Origin of the sequence: [Lactobacillus] timonensis (assembly GCF_900240275.1) — a bacterium.
GTDB lineage: Bacteria > Bacillota > Bacilli > Lactobacillales > Lactobacillaceae > Limosilactobacillus > Limosilactobacillus timonensis.
In genome coordinates, this window is record NZ_LT964761.1 from 1,185,180 (window position 1) to 1,206,313 (window position 21,134).

At 47.4% G+C, this 21,134-nt stretch carries 16 protein-coding genes; 13 read left to right on the forward strand and 3 right to left on the reverse strand.

Features of this window, described 5'->3' with window-relative positions; translation table 11 throughout:
* Positions 1–2: 2 nt before the first annotated feature.
* The 13 genes from hprK (at position 3) to C1710_RS05815 (ending at position 18,571) form a co-directional block, all read left to right on the forward strand.
* Positions 3–959, forward strand: coding sequence for an HPr(Ser) kinase/phosphatase (gene hprK, locus C1710_RS05755; RefSeq protein ID WP_102280986.1), 957 nt, complete (start codon positions 3–5; stop codon positions 957–959).
* Complete coding sequence (gene lgt / locus C1710_RS05760) at positions 949–1,782, forward strand: prolipoprotein diacylglyceryl transferase (protein ID WP_102280988.1); 834 nt, start codon at positions 949–951, stop codon at positions 1,780–1,782. Before hprK ends, lgt begins: the two co-directional genes overlap by 11 nt.
* 4 nt (positions 1,783–1,786) lie before the next feature.
* The gene (locus C1710_RS05765) at positions 1,787–2,803 is read left to right on the forward strand and encodes an NAD(P)H-dependent glycerol-3-phosphate dehydrogenase (RefSeq protein ID WP_102280989.1); all 1,017 of its coding nucleotides are present in this window, start codon (positions 1,787–1,789) and stop codon (positions 2,801–2,803) included.
* Between the two features lie 55 nt (positions 2,804–2,858).
* On the forward strand, positions 2,859–3,770 hold the full coding sequence (galU, locus tag C1710_RS05770) for a UTP--glucose-1-phosphate uridylyltransferase GalU (protein ID WP_102280990.1): 912 nt from the start codon (positions 2,859–2,861) through the stop codon (positions 3,768–3,770).
* A 174-nt stretch (positions 3,771–3,944) separates the two neighbouring features.
* On the forward strand, positions 3,945–4,895 hold the full coding sequence (gene trxB / locus C1710_RS05775; RefSeq protein ID WP_102280992.1) for a thioredoxin-disulfide reductase: 951 nt from the start codon (positions 3,945–3,947) through the stop codon (positions 4,893–4,895).
* Entirely contained in the window at positions 4,888–5,643 is a 756-nt protein-coding gene (locus C1710_RS05780) for an HAD-IIB family hydrolase (RefSeq protein WP_180961314.1), read from the forward strand. The genes trxB and C1710_RS05780 overlap by 8 nt, the downstream gene beginning before the upstream one ends.
* 122 nt (positions 5,644–5,765) lie before the next feature.
* The gene (locus tag C1710_RS05785) at positions 5,766–7,493 is read left to right on the forward strand and encodes a phospho-sugar mutase (protein ID WP_102280995.1); all 1,728 of its coding nucleotides are present in this window, start codon (positions 5,766–5,768) and stop codon (positions 7,491–7,493) included.
* Positions 7,494–7,634: 141 nt separating this feature from the next.
* Positions 7,635–9,668, forward strand: coding sequence for an excinuclease ABC subunit UvrB (gene uvrB, locus C1710_RS05790; protein ID WP_102280997.1), 2,034 nt, complete (start codon positions 7,635–7,637; stop codon positions 9,666–9,668).
* On the forward strand, positions 9,668–12,538 hold the full coding sequence (gene uvrA / locus C1710_RS05795) for an excinuclease ABC subunit UvrA (RefSeq protein WP_102280998.1): 2,871 nt from the start codon (positions 9,668–9,670) through the stop codon (positions 12,536–12,538). Before uvrB ends, uvrA begins: the two co-directional genes overlap by 1 nt.
* A gap of 151 nt (positions 12,539–12,689) precedes the next feature.
* A complete protein-coding gene (gene rapZ / locus C1710_RS05800) occupies positions 12,690–13,559 on the forward strand; it encodes an RNase adapter RapZ (protein WP_102281000.1) in 870 nt (289 codons plus the stop codon).
* Between the two features lie 12 nt (positions 13,560–13,571).
* On the forward strand, positions 13,572–14,558 hold the full coding sequence (locus C1710_RS05805; RefSeq protein ID WP_102281001.1) for a gluconeogenesis factor YvcK family protein: 987 nt from the start codon (positions 13,572–13,574) through the stop codon (positions 14,556–14,558).
* A 23-nt stretch (positions 14,559–14,581) separates the two neighbouring features.
* On the forward strand, positions 14,582–15,520 hold the full coding sequence (whiA, locus tag C1710_RS05810; protein ID WP_102281003.1) for a DNA-binding protein WhiA: 939 nt from the start codon (positions 14,582–14,584) through the stop codon (positions 15,518–15,520).
* Positions 15,521–15,673: 153 nt separating this feature from the next.
* Entirely contained in the window at positions 15,674–18,571 is a 2,898-nt protein-coding gene (locus C1710_RS05815; protein ID WP_180961315.1) for an LTA synthase family protein, read from the forward strand.
* Between the two features lie 91 nt (positions 18,572–18,662).
* Here C1710_RS05815 and C1710_RS05820 read toward each other — a convergent pair whose 3' ends face one another.
* From C1710_RS05820 to C1710_RS08445, 3 genes are all read right to left on the reverse strand, one after another.
* Positions 18,663–19,988 carry an ISL3 family transposase gene (locus C1710_RS05820; RefSeq protein WP_102279250.1) on the reverse strand — a complete coding sequence of 442 codons (1,326 nt, stop codon included), beginning with the start codon at positions 19,986–19,988 and terminating at the stop codon, positions 18,663–18,665.
* 280 nt (positions 19,989–20,268) lie between these two features.
* A complete protein-coding gene (gene clpP, locus C1710_RS05825) occupies positions 20,269–20,859 on the reverse strand; it encodes an ATP-dependent Clp endopeptidase proteolytic subunit ClpP (protein WP_102281006.1) in 591 nt (196 codons plus the stop codon).
* A 94-nt stretch (positions 20,860–20,953) separates the two neighbouring features.
* Positions 20,954–21,085: a hypothetical protein gene (locus C1710_RS08445; protein ID WP_268874822.1), complete on the reverse strand. Its 132-nt coding sequence runs from the start codon at positions 21,083–21,085 to the stop codon at positions 20,954–20,956.
* Positions 21,086–21,134 lie beyond the last annotated feature (49 nt).

The window sequence follows — 21,134 nt, forward strand, 5'->3', positions numbered from 1 at the left end:
ACGTGGTCGAAAGTGTAACTGTTGAGCAAATGGTTAAAAAGGTCCGGATGAAGGTGCTGCAGGGAGAAAAATATTTACAGCGGCCCATTGTCACTGCGGATATTTCCCGGCCAGCACTAGAATTTGCGGGCTATTTTACGAAGTACCCAGCCGAACGAATCCAGCTATTGGGGATTACGGAAACCTCCTTTGCGAAGGATCTGACGGCAGAACATCGGCGGGAGTACATGACTAAAATGTGTACCCCTCGTACGCCGTGTTTTGTGATCAGTACGGACTTGCCAATACCTGTTGAACTGAAAAAGGCGGCGGCAGATGCCCACATCCCAATCTTAGGGACCCACCAGACTTCATCGCGGGCAATCAGTAACATGACGAACTACCTGACGCGGCGTTTAGCTGACCGTCAATCGATTCATGGTGAACTAATTGACATCAACGGGATCGGGGTCCTAATTACTGGTGATTCAGGTGTGGGAAAGAGTGAAACCGCGCTGGAACTTGTTAGACGTGGGCACCGGCTAGTCGCTGATGACCGGGTGGAAGTTTACGCCCTGGATGAACAGACCTTAGTTGGTCAGGCGCCAGCGATCCTTAATCACCTGATGGAAATTCGCGGGATTGGGATTATTGACGTGATGACGCTTTATGGCACAGCGGCAATAATGCCATCCGATAGTATCGATTTTATTGTGCACCTGGAAACCTGGACGCCTGACGCACAGTTTGACCGTCTTGGTGACCGTGGCGACCACCGGGAAATTCAGGGAGTTGTTGTTCCCCAAGTGTCGATTCCGGTAAAGACTGGGCGTAACCTGGCAATCATTATTGAATCGGCAGCGATGAACTTCCGTGCGGAGACGATGGGGTACGACGCTACCGAAACTTTTGACCGCAACCTTAATTCGCTGATTAGGAAGAATTCAGAAAGGGACACGAAAAAGAAACATGAACAATAATTTGGCGGCAATCGATCCACTGGCAATCAAGTGGGGGCCATTCGCTGTTCACTGGTATGGGGTAATTATTGGTACGGCAGTCTTGCTTGCCCTCTGGTTGTCTGTCCGTGAAGGTCGACGACAAGGAATTGACGAAGATTATTTCTACGGTTTGTTGCTTTGGGCACTCCCAGTAGCAATTATCTGCGCGCGTCTTTATTACGTTATTTTCCAGTGGTCTTACTATGCTTCCCATCCGGCAGAAATTATTGCCGTTTGGGACGGCGGAATTGCCATTTACGGGGGCATCATTGGTGGTGCGGTCGTGCTATACTTTTATTGCAGGTATCACCATCTCAGTGTCTGGACGATGTTAGACATTGTGGCACCCACCGTTTTGTTAGGTCAGGGGCTAGGTCGCTGGGGCAACTTTATTAATCAGGAGGCCTTTGGAAAAGCGACAACCAAGGTGGCGCTTCAAGCAGCGCACCTTCCACAATGGCTGATCCAACAGATGGATGTTGGTGGTGTCTACCGAACACCGACGTTTTTATATGAATCACTATGGGATTTGACTGGTTTTGCTCTGATCATGTTGTTGCGTCACCGATTTCACCTTTTTAAACGGGGAGAAATCGCGTTAACTTACGTAATCTGGTATGGGTGTGGCCGGTTTGTGATTGAGGGGCTGCGAACAGATAGTTTGATGATCGGGTCAACTATTCGTGTCTCTCAACTACTATCACTGGTTTTTGTTATGGCAGCCGTCATTTTATGGGTGGCTCGCCGGCGTCGTGGTGGACTGGTGTGGTACAATCCGCCAACGGTGCGAAAGGAGAAATAATAAGATGACAGAAAAAGTTGCAGTACTCGGGGCGGGGTCCTGGGGAAGTATTTTAGCGAACTTGCTTGTTGGTAATGGAAAGAACGTTTGGCTCTGGTCACGTGACGATGAACAGGTTGAGACATTCAATCGTTGGCACGTTAACCCACGTTACATGGAAGACTTCAAGTATTCAAAGGACCTTCACGTCACGATTGACATGAAGGAAGCAGTGCGCGATGCGGATTACGTTTTGATTGTTATCCCAACAAAGGGGATTCGTGAAGTTTCGACGAGGTTAAGTAAGTTGTTAGCCGAATTGGATATGAAACCGTTGATTATCCACGCCACGAAGGGACTAGAACAGAGTACCTACAAGCGTCCGTCGCAGATCATTGAAGAATGCATCCCGGCAGCCCACCGTGAAGACGTGGTTGTTTTATCTGGACCGAGTCATGCTGAAGATGTGGCAATTCAGGATATGACGGCAGTGACTGCTGCTTCTGTCAACCTGGCAAGTGCATCCAAGGTACAAAAGTTGTTTAGTAATTCCTACTTCCGTGTTTACACCAACGATGATGTTATCGGGGCAGAATTTGGTGCGGCATTGAAAAATATCATTGCCATTGGCGCCGGAGCGCTGGCTGGATTGGGCTACAAAGACAATGCCCGGGCAGCCTTAATTACTCGTGGCCTCGCAGAAATCCGGCGGTTGGGAGTTGCTTTCGGTGCCAATCCGTTCACATTTATCGGCCTTTCTGGAGTCGGTGACCTGGTTGTCACAACAACTAGTAAGAACTCCCGAAATTGGCGAGCTGGTTACCAACTTGGTCAGGGCCAAAAACTCGGGGACGTCATTTCACATATGGGTATGGTAATTGAAGGCGTGTATACCACTAAAGCTGCGCATGAACTGGCAGCAAAACGACAGGTTAAAATGCCGATTACTGACGCCTTATATCGCGTTTTATACGAAGATGAGGACATTGAAAGGGCTATCGATGAACTGATGGGCCGGCAAGTCACGACAGAATTAGAGTAATGTGGTATAATTTGCGTGTCTGTTTGTATCTTTATATTGAAAGGGATTTTGAGTAATGAAGAAAGTACGAAAGGCCATTATTCCGGCCGCTGGGTTAGGGACTCGTTTCCTGCCAGCTACGAAGGCGCTGGCCAAGGAAATGCTGCCAATTGTTGACAAGCCAACGATTCAGTTTATTGTCGAAGAAGCCCGGAAGTCTGGTATTGAGGATATCGTTGTGGTCGACGGAAAAAATAAGCGTTCCATTGAAGACCACTTTGATTCCAACCCGGAACTGGAAGATAACCTGAAGGCTAAGCACAAGGATGAAATGCTGAAGCTGGTTCAAGAAACCACTGACATCAACATTTACTTCATTCGTCAGTCACACCCGCGTGGCCTGGGTGATGCTGTTTTGACTGCACGTGACTTTATCGGGGACGAACCGTTTGTTGTGATGCTCGGTGACGACTTGAACAACATCGATGGGACTGGTTCTCCACTGACGAAGGAACTGATTGATAGTTATCATGAGACTGGTGCTTCTACTTTAGCTGTTATGCGGGTGCCACATGAAGACACTGCAAAGTACGGGGTAATTAACCCAAGTGCAGAGGTAAAGCCGGGATTGTTCAATGTAACGAGCTTTGTTGAAAAGCCTGATCCGGCTGATGCACCAAGCGACCTGGCAATTATCGGCCGCTACATCTTTACGCCTGAAATTTTTGATGTTCTCGCCCACACGAAGCCGGGCAAGGGCAATGAAGTTCAGCTGACTGACGCGATTGATACGCTGAACAAGACACAGCGCGTCTTTGCCCACGAATTTAAGGGTAAGCGTTACGATGTTGGTAACAAGTTTGGCTGGATCCAGACGAACATCGAATACGGTTTGAACCACCCGCAGGTTAAGGATGATCTTCGTCAGTACTTGAAAGACATGGGTGCTAAGCTAACCGCTGAAGACAAAAAGAAAGGTAACAAGTAACCTTGTTGCTAATTACGAATAAAAACGCTGGGATTTCCCAGCGTTTTTTTATTACCTGTCGAGACGGGAGAGTTTTAGCAAGTTCTCTTACTAAATGTAAGCTCTCTGCTAGACTTTTCATCAGCGTCCCGGTATGATGAAGTTAATATCACAAGACCATGAGGAGGGGTTATGATGGCTGCAGAAAAAAAGACAGACTACGATGTAATTGTGATTGGTGCCGGACCTGGTGGCATGACGGCGGCACTCTACGCGTCGCGTGCAAACCTGTCAGTACTGATGCTCGACCGGGGGATTTATGGTGGTAACCTCAATAACACCGCTACAATTGAAAATTACACTGGTTTTAAGTCGGTTAAAGGTCCAGAGTTGGCTGAAAAAATGTACCAGGGAGCTACACAGTTTGGTGCCCAGTACGCTTACGGAACGGTGCAGGAATTGAATGTTGAGGGCGATTGGAAAGTATTGAAGACTGACATGGGGGATACTTTCCGGGCCCAGGCAGTCGTCATTGCCACTGGTTCTAGCCAGCGTCACCTCGGTGTTCCTGGGGAAGAAGAATATGGTGGCCGGGGTGTTTCCTACTGTGCAGTTTGCGACGGAGCTTTTTTCCGTGACCAGCACGTGGTTGTTGTCGGCGGTGGTGACTCGGCGGTGGAAGAAGGGACTTACCTTGCTGGCCTGGCTAGCAAGGTAAGCATCCTGGTTCGCAAAGATCACCTGCGGGCTCAACCGCTTCTCCAAGAACAGGCAAAACAGCATGATAATATCGAATTTGTCTTCAATACCAGTGTGACTGCTATCACTGGTGATGATAAAAAAGTGCAGGCTGTCACTACCGTAAATAACCAGACCCAGGAGAAGGGCCAGCTCCAAGCTGATGGTGTCTTTATTTATGTTGGCAGCGTTCCGATGACCAAGCCATTTACGAAGTTAGGGATTTTGGACGAGCATGGCTGGGTTAAGGCAGACACACTGATGCAGACGACGCAGCCTGGTATTTTTGCCATCGGTGATGTTCGTGAAACACCATTACGTCAGGTGGCAACGGCAGTGGGCGATGGTGCCATTGCTGGTCAGCAGGTATATCACTACCTTCAGGAGAAAGCAGCTGTCAATGATTAAGTGGATTTTCTCTGACATCGACGGCACAATATTACCCTATTACCGGCCGTTTTCCGCGCGGACTGTTGCGACGTTATCCAATTGTCCGGTTCCACTATCCTTAGTATCTGGAAGAATGCCAATTCAAATGCGGCCGATGATCGAGCAATTGGGGTTGACCGGTATTCACTGCGCAAATAATGGCGCGGTTATTTTTGAAGTGGTCAGGGGCAAAACGACGATTTTGAAAACTTTTCCGATAAAAACAGTGACGGTGCAAAAAGTGATGGCTAAGTTGTCAGTTTGTTTTCCAAAATTGCACTATTGCTGGTACGGGTTAAACCAGTGGTATGCTAACGGTCTGGATCCCGATGTTGAAGAGGAGGCGGAATATACCGGCATTCAACCACGCCTCCAGCAAAGACCGGCTATTGATGACAAGGTCTTGGCAATGCTGGTGATCGTTTCAAGCGATGAACAGTTTGACCAGGTGGCAACGGCCATTCGACAACTAGCATTGCCTGATATCCGCATTTATTCGACTGGAGATGGATATTTAGAGATCACGAGTGATTCTGCTGGAAAGTCCACGATCATTGACTTCGTGCGGCAGCACTTTTCGTTGTCTAAAGAAGAATTAGCGGCTTTTGGGGATGGCGGCAATGACTTAGCCATGTTAAGCGCTGTTGGCTGGCCAGTAGCTGTTGATAACGCTGCGCAGGATGTCAAAATGATTGCCAAAAAAAATTGTTCCTTCCGCGGAAAATGATGGTGTTGCCTGCCAGATCCGTCAGTGGCTTGCTGACGGTCAACTTGTCTAGGGTGGTCGCTTGGACCGGTCGTTTGCGGTATAATTAACGAGATGATTCAATAAACGAAGGAGATGGCGTTTTGAGCTGGAAAGAAACTTACCAGAGTTGGGTTGACCAACCTGATCTGGCGGCTGATTTGAAAGCCGAATTGTCTGCAATTAAGGGAAACGATGAGGAGATCAAGGATGCCTTTTATGCCCCGATGTCTTTTGGGACTGCCGGAATGCGGGGAATTATGGGTCCGGGGATTAACCGGATGAATATCTACACCGTTCGGCAGGCAACGGCTGGGTTGGCTTCTTTAATGGATTCATTGGGTGAAGAAACTAAGCAACGCGGGGTTGCAATCAGTTTTGATTCTCGTCACCATTCCCGTGAGTTTGCTCATGATGCCGCCCGGGTGCTCGGTGCTCATGACATTAAAGTCTACATTTATGATAATGTCCGCCCAACACCAGAGTTATCGTTCGCCGTTCGTTACAACCACTGCTATGCCGGAATTATGATTACAGCGAGTCATAACCCAAAGGAGTACAACGGATACAAGATTTACGGTGAAGATGGTGGTCAAATGCCGCCAAAAGAGTCGGACATGATGACCGGCTATATTCGCCAAATTGATGACCTGTTCCACATTCCATTGGCCGATGAACAAGAAATGAAAAACCGTGGCCTAGAAATTGAAATGGGTGAGGATGTTGATCACGCTTACCTGCAACACGCTAAGGACGTCACGGTTAACAAAGACTTGGCCCATCAATTTGGCAAAGATATGAAGTTTGTCTTCTCACCACTATGTGGGACTGGGCGGATGCTTGGCGAACGGGCTTTACGTCAAGCTGGCTTTACCAACTTCGTCATTGAGCCAACAGAAGCTCAACCGAATGGCGACTTTCCGGGATTGGTACATCCGAACCCAGAATTTCCAGAAGCATTCGTACGGTCGATTGCCCTGGGTAAGAAAGTCGATGCTGACGTTCTGATCGCAACTGACCCGGACGCTGACCGGCTTGGCTGTGCGGTCCGTCAACCAGATGGCGACTACCAACTCCTGACTGGTAATCAAATTGCTGCTATCATGCTGCATTATTTATTGGAAGCACACAAGCAGGCGGGAACTTTGCCTAACAACGCGGTGGCAGTCAAGTCTATCGTTTCATCAACTCTGCCAAGCAAGATTGCTGAATCATATGGCGTTGGGATGATCAATGTTTTGACAGGGTTCAAGTGGATTGCTGATCAGATCCACCAGTACGAAACTGGCAAGGCCGACCACACCTTCATGTTTGGATTCGAAGAAAGTTATGGTTACCTGATTAAGCCGTTTGTGCGCGACAAGGATGCCATCCAGTCACTAACTCTCTTAGCAGAAATTGCAGCCTACTACCGCAGTCGGCATATGACGATGTATGATGGTGTTCAGGAACTGTTCCAGAAATATGGTTACTTCCGTGAGAAGACCATTGCGAAGATGTATCCTGGTGTTGATGGCCCACAAAAGATGAGCGGAATGATGAAGAAGTTCCGTGACGAAGGAATTACTGACTTCGCTGGTCATTCAGTAGTGACGACTGAAGACTTCAGCAACGACACAACCACGACGGATGGTAAGACGACCAAGATGGGAATGCCAACGTCAAATGTCTTGAAGTACATTTTAGATGACGAGACCTGGATTGCTATCCGGCCGTCTGGAACCGAACCAAAGCTGAAATTTTACGTTGGGACGGCTGCAACGACACTGGAGGAAGCTAACCAGAAGCTTGATCAGTTTGAAGCTGCCATTGAAGAATTAACAAAGGAATAAGCTTGAGGGACGCGGCACTTGCGTCCTTTTTGTTTTGCATATTTTTCGACGAATATATGTTCGTGTGGTAAAATAATGGAAGATTTTGAAGGGGATGGCAGTTGCTTTCCCCTTTTTAACACGGAAAAAAGGGAGGATATCATGATTTACCGGCAACCAGACCGTAAGTTTGAATTAGTGTCCGACTACCAGCCAACTGGTGACCAGCCTGAGGCAATCCAGCAGCTTACAACGGGTTTGAAAAAGGGCGAGAAAGCACAAATCCTGGAAGGGGCGACCGGGACGGGCAAGACCTTTACCATTTCTAACGTAATTGCCAACGTTAATAAGCCGACCTTAATCCTCAGCCATAATAAAACTCTAGCCGGACAGCTTTACAGTGAAATGAAGAAGTTTTTTCCCCACAATGCGGTAGAGTATTTTGTTTCCTACTACGATTACTACCAACCGGAAGCATATGTTCCCAGCTCTGATACCTATATTGAAAAGGATGCTTCCATCAATGACGAGATCGATAAACTCCGTCACGGGGCCACAAGTTCCCTCCTGGAGCGCAATGACGTCATTGTTGTGGCATCCGTTTCCAGTATTTTTGGTCTAGGTGACCCGCGTGAATACCAAAAGGCGGTGTTATCACTCCACGTTGGGCAAGAAATTGAACGTAACACCCTCCTCAAAGACCTAGTCGAAATCCAGTTTGACCGTAACGATATTGACTTTGAACGTGGCCGATTCCGTGTTCATGGTGATGTCGTCGAAGTTTTCCCGGCGTCACGGGATGAAAAGGCGTTGCGGATTGAATTTTTTGGTGACGAGATTGACCGCATCCGCGAAGTTGATGCTCTGACAGGTGAAGTATTAGACGACTATCAGCACGTGTCGATCTTCCCGGCAACCCACTTTATGACCAACGAGGACGTTATGAACCGGGCACTGCCACAGATCAAGCAGGAAATGGAAGAACAGGTTGCTAAGTTTACCAAGGAAGGAAAGCTGCTTGAAGCCGAGCGGATTCAGCAGCGTACCACCTTTGACATCGAGATGATGCGTGAAATGGGTTACACTAACGGGATTGAAAATTATTCACGTTACATGGATGGCCGACAGGCAGGAGAGCCGCCGTTCACCCTCTTGGATTTCTTTCCGAAAGATTTTTTACTGGTGGTCGATGAATCCCACCAAACAATGCCGCAGGTTCGCGGAATGTATAACGGTGACCGGGCACGTAAACAGATGTTGATCAATTACGGCTTCCGTTTGCCAAGTGCGCTGGATAACCGTCCGCTCAAGCTAAAGGAATTTGAGCAACGGGTTAATCAGGTCGTTTACATGTCTGCTACCCCGGGACCATACGAACTAAACCAAACGGACCACGTTATTCAACAAGTGATCCGGCCAACTGGGTTATTGGACCCGACGATTGAGGTCCGTCCAGTAATGGGGCAGATTGATAATTTAGTTGGTGAGATTCACCAGCGGATTGACCACCATGAACGGGTCTTTGTGACAACCTTGACCAAAAAGATGGCTGAAGACTTGAGTGACTACCTGAAGGATTTGGGCATCAAGTGTAAATACCTTCACAGCGACATCAAGACGCTGGAGCGGACGCAGATTATTAGGGATTTGAGACTGGGTAAATTTGACGTTCTGGTAGGAATTAACCTGTTGCGTGAAGGTCTTGACGTTCCAGAAGTTTCTCTCGTAGCCATTTTGGATGCCGATAAGGAAGGCTTTTTGCGTAATGAGCGGTCGTTGATCCAAACTATCGGTCGTGCCGCCCGTAACGAACACGGTGCAGTTATCATGTATGCTGATAGTGTGACCGAATCCATGCAAAAGGCGATTGATGAAACTCACCGCCGCCGGCAAATTCAAGAAAAATATAACCATGATCATGGCATTACGCCGAAAACCATTATCAAGCCCATTGCGGCTGCAATTACTGCAGGAACGCCAGTGGAGGATGATGAAAAGACAGATACTGAGTTCACCAACAAAGATTTCGCCAAGTTGGACGGTAATGCCCAACGGCAGATGATTGATGATTTGACAGAGCAAATGCGAGATGCTGCTAAACGGCTTGACTTTGAACAGGCTGCAACACTGCGTGATACGGTCCTTGAATTAAAGGGGTCAGTAAAGAAATCATCAGGAAAGCGAGGTAAGAAGTAGTGGCCAATAACAAGATTATTATTCGTGGAGCGCGGGCCCACAACCTCAAAAACATTAACGTGACTATTCCCAAAGATAAACTGGTAGTTATTACCGGGTTATCTGGATCTGGTAAGAGCTCGCTGGCTTTTGATACTCTTTACGCCGAAGGACAGCGGCGGTATGTTGAAAGCTTGTCCGCCTATGCGCGGCAATTCTTGGGGCAGATGGATAAACCCGACGTTGACAGCATCGAAGGGTTGTCACCAGCAATTTCAATCGATCAGAAAACGACCAGCCATAACCCGCGCTCGACGGTCGGGACGGTCACGGAAATTAACGATTTTTTGCGTTTGCTGTGGGCGCGGGTCGGAACGCCAATCTGCCCGAACGACCACATTCCAATTACTAGCCAGTCGCCTGAACAGATGGTGGACCGTATTTTGCAATTGCCGGTAAAGACCCGGCTGCAGATTCTTTCACCAGTTGTTCGTCACAAGAAGGGGACGCAGAAGAAGGTCCTGGCCAAAATCAAACGTGATGGTTTTGTTCGGGTACAGGTTGATGGCGAAACTTACGATTTAGACGAGGTTCCAGAGTTAAATAAGAACAAGAATCACGATGTCAACGTGGTCGTGGACCGGATTATCGTCAAGAACGGGATCCGTTCGCGCTTATTTGACTCGTTTGAAGCGGCATTGCGGTTGAGCGACGGTTACGCAATTGCTGACGTCATTGGCGGGGACCCCATTCCTTTTTCTGAACACTATGCCTGCCCGATTTGTGGGTTTACGGTTGGCGAATTAGAGCCACGACTGTTTTCCTTTAATGCCCCGATGGGAGCTTGCCCGGAATGTGAGGGATTGGGCATGAAATTGGCAGTTGACGTGGACCTGGTGGTTCCTGACCGGAGTAAAACCCTGCGCGAAGGAGCAATGGTGCCATGGAACCCGATCTCGTCAAAGTATTACCCGTCGCTTTTGGAGCAATTTTGTCAGTCCGCTGGTATTCCGATGAATGTGCCTTTTAATCAGCTGACGAAAAAGCAACAACGGCAAATTTTATATGGCAACGGTGAGAAGGAATTTCACTTCCACTACGAGAATGACTACGGGGGCATCCGGGATGTTGATGTGAAGTTTGAAGGGGTAGTAAATAACGTTAAGCGTCGTTACCACGAAACTAATTCGGACTTTACTCGAGAACAGATGCGTAAGTACATGACAGAATTACCATGTCCAGTTTGCCATGGCTACCGTCTAAACCAACGCGCCCTGTGTGTGCAGATCAATGGAGAAAATATCGGGCAAGTCTCAGAACTGCCGATTAGTAAAGCAATTGAGTTCTTTAAAGCGGTGACCCTGTCTGACCAGGATGAAAAAATTGCGCGGCCAATTTTGAAGGAAATTCTTGATCGACTAACATTTATGAAGAATGTGGGCGTGGATTACCTCACACTAAGCCGGTCAGCTAATACCCTTTCTGGTGGGGAAGCCCAGCGGATTAGGCTTGCCACCCAGATTGGCTCAAATCTTTCCGGGGTTATTTATGTTCTTGACGAACCATCGATTGGTCTTCATCAGCGAGACAATAACCGTTTGATCTCTTCGCTAAAAAAAATGCGTGATCTAGGGAACACCTTAATTGTCGTCGAGCACGATGAGGATACGATGCGGGCAGCTGACTACATTATCGATATCGGCCCTGGCGCTGGTGAGCATGGTGGTCAAGTAATGGCTGCGGGAACACCAAAGCAGATTATGCGTAGCCGGAAGTCGTTAACGGGTCAATACTTGTCAGGGAAAAAGCGAATTTCAGTACCGCTGACCAGGCGGGCTGGTAACGGACACCAGATTGTCCTGAAGGGAGCAGCGGCGAACAACCTGAAGAACATTACGGTGAAGTTCCCACTGGGCAAATTTATCTGTGTCACAGGCGTCTCCGGTTCCGGCAAGTCCACCCTGGTTAACTTGATTTTAAAGCGGCTTTTGGCTCAGAAGCTGAATCACAATTCTGCCAAACCAGGAAAATATCAATCAGTTAGCGGGTTGGACCAGGTTGAAAAGATCATTGATATTGACCAGTCACCGATTGGGCGGACGCCGCGGAGTAACCCGGCCACCTATACGGGAGTCTTTGATGATATTCGTGAACTGTTTGCTCAGACCAACGACGCGAAAATTCGTGGTTATAGCAAGGGACGCTTTAGCTTCAACATTAAGGGTGGGCGTTGTGAAGCCTGCCATGGTGACGGAATTTTAAAGATTGAAATGAACTTTTTGCCGGATGTTTACGTTCCCTGCGAGGTGTGCCATGGGACCCGTTATAATTCCGAAACGCTGGAAGTTGAATATAAGGGTAAAAATATTGCTGACGTGCTCAACATGACTGTGAGTGAAGCTTTGAAGTTCTTCAGCGCCATTCCGAAGATCAAGCGAAAGTTGCAGACAATTGAAGATGTTGGACTTGGTTACGTTCACCTGGGGCAGCCCGCTACAACGCTCTCGGGTGGTGAGGCACAGCGAATGAAACTGGCTGCTGAACTGCATAAGCAGAGCCACGGGAAGAGTTTTTACGTTCTTGATGAACCAACAACGGGGTTGCACATGGATGATATTAAGCGTCTGCTGGGAGTCATCCAACGACTGGTCGATGCGGGCAACACCGTGTTGGTGATTGAACACGAATTAGACGTGGTGAAGGCTGCTGACTGGTTGATCGATCTTGGCCCAGAAGGTGGGGAAGCCGGCGGCCGGGTGGTTGCCACTGGAACACCAGAAAAAGTTTCTCAGGTTAAAGCAAGCTACACTGGCCACTACTTATTACCGATGCTTCAACGCGATCCTGACTGGGCACAAGCCCATCCCGAGCTGATGAAAAAGCAGGAATAAGTAGAGTGGAATAAGCAGTAGAAAAGTCGCGACAGTAAGGTTGAACCTACGCCGCGGCTTTTTGATTAGTCAGGGTGCCTCCAGTAGGTCTGAAATGTGATGACACGCCCGGTATGTTATACTGTTGAATGTGTTTAAAGGAGGAAATGTAATGTCTGCCAAAATGGAAGTCTTGATTATTACCGGGATGAGCGGTGCTGGTAAGACGGTAGCCGTCCATAGTGTGGAGGATCTTGGCTATTTTGTGATTGATAATATGATCCCGTCTCTTGTCAGTAAATTCATCAACGTGATGGAAGAATCTCACCAGTACAACAAGGTGGCGATGGTCATCGATTCGCGGGCACGTGGGTTTTATGACCAGCTAGGCGGGACCATTGCTGACTTGCGAGAACGTCATGATTTACACGTTAACGTTATTTTCCTGGATGCAACTGATGAACGCCTTGTGTCACGTTACAAGGAAACAAGGCGCAGCCACCCCCTGTCACTGCATGGTACAGTCCTTCAAGGAATCAGGAAGGAACGTCAGCTGATGAACGGGTTGAAGAGTAGGTCAGACGTCGTTATTGACACGACCACCCTCACGCCGCACAACCTGAAAGTACGGATTGCTGATTATTTTGGCGAAGGTGCGGGTAGTAACTTCTACATTGAAGTAATGTCGTTTGGCTTTAAGTATGGCTTGCCGCTAGACGCAGACGTCGTAATGGATGTACGTTTCTTGCCCAATCCGTTCTATGTGCCAGCATTAAAACACTTGACCGGTAATGATACCGCTGTCCAGGAATATGTGATGAACAACCCTACTGCGCAAAACTTTTACCGGCATTTCCTCCAACTGTTGAAATCGACTTTGCCCGGATACATTCACGAGGGGAAGAGTAGTCTGACAATTGCCATTGGCTGTACGGGTGGTCAACACCGCTCAGTGACTATTGCTAACCGGGTAGCGACAGCCTTGAAAAAGAATCACTATACCGTTAACGTTCATCATCGTGACATTGGCAAAGCACAATAGGAGGACTGTAAAATGTATCACAAGCCAAAAATTGTGGTGATTGGCGGGGGAACCGGACTTCCGATTATCTTGCGGGGATTACGGGACAAGGACGTTGATATTACGGCGATTGTGACGGTAGCCGACGACGGAGGATCTTCGGGAATTTTGCGGAACTACGTGAACGTCGTCCCGCCTGGTGATATTCGTAACGCCTTAGTGGCACTCTGCGATTTGCCACCGTTGGAACAACAAATCTTTCAGTACCGTTTCGAATCCAAAGATAGTTTTCTGGCGGGGCACGCGATCGGTAACCTAATTATTTCGGCACTTAATGAAATGAAGGGTGATATCTTTTCGGCGGTTCAAGAGCTATCAGCCATGATGAAAATCCATGGTCATATTTTTCCGGTGGCTAACGAGCCGCTAACGCTCAATGCAGAGTTTATGAACGGCCAAATGCTAAGCGGGGAATCAGAGATCACGGCTGCCCATAACCAGATTAAGCGGGTTTGGGTGAGCGCAACCCACGATGATGATGGACACCAAGTGGCTGCCATGCACCAGGTAATTGATGCCATTATGGAGGCCGACCAAATCGTTCTCGGTCCCGGCAGTCTCTTTACCAGTATCTTGCCCAACCTGATGATTAAAAACGTTGGAAAAGCAGTCACAAAAACCAAGGCTGAAGTGATTTACATTTGCAACATTATGACCCAGAAGGGCGAAACGGACCACTTTACCGATGCTGACCACGTTCGCGTTCTGAACGACCACTTGGGCTGTCACTTTATCGATACAGTCCTGGTTAACATTCAGCCAGTACCAGAAGATTACATCAATTTCCAACAGTGGAACGAGATTTCTCAGCCGGTCAGCCACGACTTTGCTGGTTTGCGGGAACAAGGATGCCGTGTGATTTCGGCTAACTTTGTTCGTCTTCGGAATAATGGTGCATTCCACGACCAAGGATCAGTGGTCAATGAATTAATGAACCGACTACACGACGTCCACGATTGACGTGATAGAAAGGAGGCTGGGTGATGTCTTACGCTAGTGAAGTAAAGAAAGAATTGACGGGACTTGAAGTCCACCGTGGAAATGCGAAGGCGGAGCTGATGGCACTGATCCGGATGAATGGCTCAGTTGGTTTGTCTAACCACCAGTTGGTGCTGAACGTAGCCACCGAAAGTCCGGCCATTGCTCGCCGTATTTATAAACTGATTAAGGATTTTTATCAGATCGAAAGTGACATTCTGGTACGGCGAAAAATGAGGTTAAAGAAGAACAATACCTATGTCGTCCGCCTTCGCTACCATGCGCGGGAATTGCTGACTGATTTGGGAATTATTGATGGGCTATCGATTCGCGAAGACGTCCCGCTAGAGTTGCTGAAAAACGACTTGATGATTCGTTCATATCTCCGTGGCGCATTTTTGGCGGGGGGCTCAGTCAATAATCCTGAAACTTCTCGTTACCACCTTGAAATTTATTCGCTATACGAGGAGCATAATGAAACAATCGCCAAGTTGATTAACCGTTACCACCTTAATGCCCGTACCACTAGTCGGCGGAGCGGCTACATTGTCTACCTCAAAGAAGCAGAAAAAATTGCCAATTTTCTGCAGTTAATCGGGGCCACGTCTGCGATGCTGAAGTTCGAAAACATCCGGATTGTCCGAGATATGCGTAATTCTGTTAACCGCCTGGTAAATTGTGAAAACGCAAATATGGATAAGGTGGCTAACGCCTCTAACCGCCAGATTGAAAACATTCGGTTTATTGATGAGCGAGTTGGCCTCAATCAGCTGCCACCCAAATTGCAGATGATTGCAAAAACGCGACTAGCTCATCAGGAAGTCAGCCTCAAAGAGTTAGGTGAACTGGTACCTGATGGCCCGATTTCTAAGTCAGGGGTTAACCACCGGTTGCGAAAGATTAACCAATATGCTGAAAAACTGCGATCAACTGTCACTAAGTAAATATGCCCGGTATCTCACAGGAATACCGGGTTTTATTATTATTTTTTGACTTGCACAGGTGGGCGACAATTGTTTAAGATTGACCATTGTCAAAGTAAAGCGAAACACTGATAATGAGACAGAATGTTCATAATCGGAAAAAGGAAGGATTTCATGAGAGACGAGAAGGGAAGAAACAGGCTCGATTGGTCAAGCATGGTGGCCCTTTTATTAATACTACTGGGGATTGTTCTGACGGCGGGACAGACTTTAACCAATAATGGAGGAACCCTCATTTTTGTGGTGATGTGGCTTCTCAAGACGTTAGCGGTTGCGTTAACCGTAACTGCACCCGTTCTCTTAGGAGCACAAAGTAAAAGTAGTGACCACACAACCATGTTAGGTGGGGTGATGGTCGTCATTGGGGCAGTCTTTTCCGTGGTTGACCGTTTTTTCCCCCAGCCACCTAGCGACCCACGAGAACTTTACCTGATGGCGAATGTTTTTGCTTTCTGGTTAATGATGGCGGCGTTAGTTATCATGGCACCCCGCCTAAAGGCCGTTTTGAGCAGGCTGCCATTACGTTTTCGCCGGCGAGTCGTCATTGCGGTGGGACTGGTTTTCTTTGTTACCAACTTAGTGTGGCACCGGGATTTCTTTGGTTTCCGGACTGGTAATACCATTACCTGGCTGCTCTTTTTGTTTCTGGTGGGTGATGTCCTGGACAGTGACCAGTCATGGCGTCACTTTTCTAATTGGCAATTTGCCTGGGTAGCACTTGGATCCTGGCTTCTAGCGGGACTAGAAATGTGGCACCGTACCAATATTGTTCAGTATAGTCCTCATGACGGACTCACAGCTTCTACCCACTATCTGGTAGGTCTCAGCAGTACTCAGTCGTTTATGTTAGTACTGGTGGTGGTGCTGGCGGCTTGGTACATCAAAAATCACCAGCACGCGACCGTGTCAGATGGGAAAATTATTTACTATACCTGGGTTTTGGGAATGATGATCGCAGCCCAGACACTCGCGGCGCCATTTTTCCGGACAGGGTGGCCAGCCTGGTCACTTGACCTGGTGGAGATTGTAATCGTCACGCCCTTAGTGGCCATCGGTGGCCGACTGACACTCTCCTGGTGGCAACGCCATAACAAACCTGTCGCGTTGCTTGCGGTTTTACAGAAAATTGGACATTGGGCTATTGATCATTGGCGTTCCTGGTTGGCAATTTTTTCCGCCTGGTTGCTAGTACTTTTTTCTTACCTTCTCCTGTGGGATGGCAGCTTTAATATGCTGTCCTGGATTATGAAGGAACGAACCGCCCTTGTGTGGTTAAATATTGCCATCCTTCTCGCTATTTTTGGCATAGCAATGGCGATCACTAACTGGTACTGGCCATCGCTACTCTTGATGATTGTTTTCTCACTCGGATGGACAACGGCATCTCAGTTGAAAATCGCTAGCCGTGATGAGCCAATCTTGCCTTCCGACCTTTCAATGATAACAGCCCCGCGTGAAATATTAGGAATGGTGAACCGCAACATTTTGCTGGTTGCTGTGGCAACGTTGGCAGGATTAATCGTTGCTGCCGTCTTTCTCCAGTGGCGTGACCATCATCAGGGGATGACCTGGCGAGGACGAGTAGGATTATTGATTGTCTCACTGGCTTTTCTCGGTTGTTTTAAAGTTGCCAACCACCCGCACAGCCCGGTCAAGTCATACCTGGAAAGCGCGCAGGATGTCCCGTATTTTTATAAACAAATTCGGGGAGCAAAAATTAACGGGACCCTCTTACAATTTGCCAACAATGTCGACGTCACTGTGATGGATAAGCCGAAGGGATATTCTGCGGCGACGATGAATAAACTGGCGCAAAAGTATCAGCGGGTTGGTGCGCAAATAAATCGTGATCGTCGGGGAACTGCTAATCAGCAGTCGTTAATTTTTATCCTCAGCGAGAGCTTCGCGGACCCGCGGCGCGTTCCGACTTTAACCGTTCAGGGTGGAAATCCGCTTCCGTTCATTAGTCAGTTGAAAAAACAGACAACAGGCGGGTTAATGCTGAGTTCTGGTTATGGTGGGGGAACCGCCAATATGGAATACATGGCACTCACGGGTCTGTCAGAAGCTAATTTTTCAGCAACGTTACCAACGCCGTACTCACAACTGGTCCCCTACCAACGGCGAGCGTGGTCAATTAACCAGCTGTTTAATTATTCCCAGGCGGTCCACCCGTTTTCTGGACAACTTTACAGCCGTAACCGGGTTTATCCGAAGTTTAAGTTTAACCGTTTTTACTGCTTTGGTAGTCACCCGGGGCTAACGTATACCCGAACTATCGAAAATAACCCCCGGGTTGCTGATAGTTCTACTTATCGGCAGACGCTGAAAGTTTTGGCCAATCACCAGGATGGCCAATTTATTCAGGTAGCAACAATGCAGAATCACATGCCATATTTGGAGAATTACTACCGTCATAATCGGTTCCAAGTTAGCGGTGAAGCAGCGACCGGCAGTAGTAAACAGAAGATTGAAACTTACACCCAGGGGGCTTCTTATACTGATGAGGCAACGAAAAATTTCCTGGAATCACTGGATAAGGTAGATAAACCAGTGACGGTTGTTTGGTATGGTGATCACTTGCCTGGTATCTATGGTCATGTTTCGATGAACCGTTACGGGGTGAAACTACACGAGACCGACTACTGGATTTATAGCAATAAGGCTGCGGCTGGGCATGGCAAGCGACTGACCCATAGTGAACTAGTGAGTCCAAACGATTTTCCAGCTATGGCACTAGCCCAGATGGGGGTGAAGGTATCGCCGTATTATGCCTTGTTAACGCGTGTTTATACCCAGATGCCAGCCATGAGTCTGTCGCTAAACGGAACTGATCATAACAACACGGTACATACTGGTGGTACATCGTTTGTTAATTCGAAGGGGAAGCAAGTTAGTTTGAACAAGCGACAACAGCGATTGTTGCATGATTACCAACTGGTTCAGTATGATTTGACTGCTGGTCACCAGTACCTCTTCAAGAAGCCTTTCTTGAAGAATCCTGCTAAGTAAAACAAAAGAGCCGGCGCACCTCAGCACCGGCTCTTTCAATTGTTTAAATGGGCTCTTTGTCAATCGGTACTGATAGCTAATTTTGACCAGTTCAAGCAACTAGTTTGCTTGGGCTGGTTTTTCTTGTGATTATGGGTGCCTGAACCATGATGTGCGAATTTTTTAATGCTATTAGTATGCGAATCCGGAACCGGAAAAAGTTGCGAAAACCATAAGCCGTCCGTTTGATTACTTTGATTTTGTTATTAGTACCCTCAATGGGACCATTAGTTAACTGGTATTGAAAGCTCCTGATGATTTCTTCCTGGTGTTGCCGTAAAGTCCGCTGGACTTTTTGTAATTGTTTAGGCAGATTAGTGAGTTTGCGTTGTAAGAGTGCCGTTAACTCTGCTGCTTGACCTTGATCCACTGCCTCTATCAAAGTTTGGTAGTAGTCATAAGCTATTTGCAATTCGGGTGACATGGACAAAAGCCGATCAATGACCTCACTATCAGACAACCAGGCGCCACGAAAGTTGCGCCGTGGATAGTGGTGAATATTATCTAAATGAGCGATTTTTTGTAAAAGTAACTTCCAGAAACGCTTTAAAACGCGATACTCGTGGGTGCCATGACCATAACGATTCATTACTTTAATCCGCACCGCTTGAAGTGCCCGATACGCCTGGGCAACGATATGAAAATGATCGGCAATAATTCGGGCATGAGGAAAGAGTTCCTTGATTAAGCTCCGGTAAGGTTGATAAAGGTCGACGACAATCAAACGGACAGCACATCGGGCCCGCCGGGTAAAGTGACGATAAAAGTATTGCTTTAAATAACGCGAGTTCCGGGATTTAATAATATCGATGGTGCGATGATTAGTCGGATTCATTAAGAGCATGCTCATCCCACTATCAGCGAATTGGCCTGACTTGAAGTCATCAAAAGCAATCGTTGCCGGCAGCCAATCTTTCTCAGGAACAAAGGTGTTTTCTAGCGTATCGATGGTTCTGGCAACGGTACTAGCAGACACGTAATAGTTATGGGCTAACTCTTTCTGTGAAATATTACGGTGAAGGTCTTTGATAATGAATTGCTTCACGTTATTAGCAATCCGACAGCCGCGGCTAATGCCTTTAATCGTGGCGATTTTCGTCACGGTTTGCGGACATTTAGTGGACGGCTTACAGATATACTGCTGTTTTTTAATCATGAGAATGGTCTTTACACCAGCGACCGACAGGGCGGTAATGACTACTGGGCGATGACGAAAACCATTCTTCAACATCGGGCGTCCACAAACAGGACAACGACATTCACCAGTCTTGACCAAATGAATGATTTTGGTTTGGTCATCAATAGTCTCAGCCCCTTCTTTATCCAGCTGAAGCCCTGGGTCTTGGATTCCGGTTAAAAAGTTGATATCATTAGTCATGAGGATTAATTTCCTTTCTGGAGGACAATCACCACGATTTAGGCTTTGGGGTGATTGTCCGTTTTTTTTTTTGTCATNTTTATCCAGCTGAAGCCCTGGGTCTTGGATTCCGGTTAAAAAGTTGATATCATTAGTCATGAGGATTAATTTCCTTTCTGGAGGACAATCACCACGATTTAGGCTTTGGGGTGATTGTCCGTTTTTTTTATTGTCATCATAAACGAAAAACGGTACCGATGGAAAATTCCATCAGTACCGAATAGTGTAGAACCTTTAAATGTTACTTAGTTTCGTTTTTGTCCATCACGGCATCGAGCAGACCATAATCCACTGCTTCTTGAGCTGTGAAATAGTGGTCGCGTTCAGTGTCACGTTGAATGGTTTCCAAATCTTGACCAGAATTCTTTGCCAGGATGCCATTGAGCATCTTACGAGTCTTCAGAATTTCAGTTGCGGCGATTTCAATCTCAGTTTGCTGACCCTGAGCACCGCCAGAAGGTTGGTGAATCAATACCTCAGAGTGTGGCAAACCAAACCGCTTACCCTTGGCACCAGATGATGCAAGGACACTGGCCATTGAAGCGGCCATCCCGATGACAATTGTTTGAACATCTGACTTGATGTAGTTCATCGTGTCGTAGATGGCCATTCCGGCAGTAACAACACCACCAGGAGAGTTGATATACATGTAAATATCTTTGCTTGAATCTTGAGCATCAAGGAACAGCAGCTGAGCAACGATGGAATTAGCGACGTCATCGTTGATCGGCCCTGACAGCATGATGATGCGGTCCTTCAACAGACGTGAGTAAATGTCGTAGGCACGTTCACCACGTGAGGACTGTTCAATCACAGTTGGCACTAAGTTCAAAATATGAACCCCCTTTAAATTAGCACTCGTTAGCAGTTACTGCTAACTTGATACTAATACTATACTCGATAGGTCAAAAAAGGTCAAATTAAAACTATTTTTTATTAAGGTCGTTTGAAAGAAGTTCAATTTCAGTCGCAGCACACTGCTGAGCTAACTGATCGGTAACCTGATTGTGTTTGACGGCTACTGCCAACTTCATCATGGTTTGACTTTCTTTACTCATTTTAATCCTCCAGTGACTGACTAATGACCTAGTCAGCTTTCATATAATT